Consider the following 389-nt stretch of genomic DNA (forward strand, 5'->3'; position numbering starts at 1 on the left):
GCCACCCTCGAAGAGGCGGAGAACATCCGCGTCGATCTCAAACGGACCCTGAAAGGGTCACTGATCGGTTAAGGCAGGCTCTTGATTATGCAAACCCCCACCGCATCGCAGCGCTGGCTGCGCCGTTTCTGTATTCTGGCTGTGCTGATGGCCGCCGGCGTAATCATTTTGGGCGCCTGGACCCGACTGTCCGATGCCGGCCTTGGCTGCCCGGACTGGCCCGGTTGCTACGGCCATCTGGACGTACGCAAAGCCATCGCGCACGTGGCCACCACCAACGAAACCACCCCCGGCGCATTGCGCGAAGCGCACAAAACCGTGCCGGAAATGGTGCACCGCTATTTCGCCTCCACCCTGGGCCTGGTGATCATCATCATCGCGGCCCTGTC

At 62.5% G+C, this 389-nt stretch carries 1 protein-coding gene; it reads left to right on the top strand.

The genetic code is table 11. The features are described 5' to 3' along the window. Window positions 1-87: 87 nt before the first annotated feature. The coding region (locus tag A3730_RS11135) for a heme A synthase (protein ID WP_197477442.1) at window positions 88-389 on the top strand (302 nt) is incomplete at its 3' end.

The sequence above is a fragment of the Alcanivorax sp. HI0044 genome, from assembly GCF_001634945.1.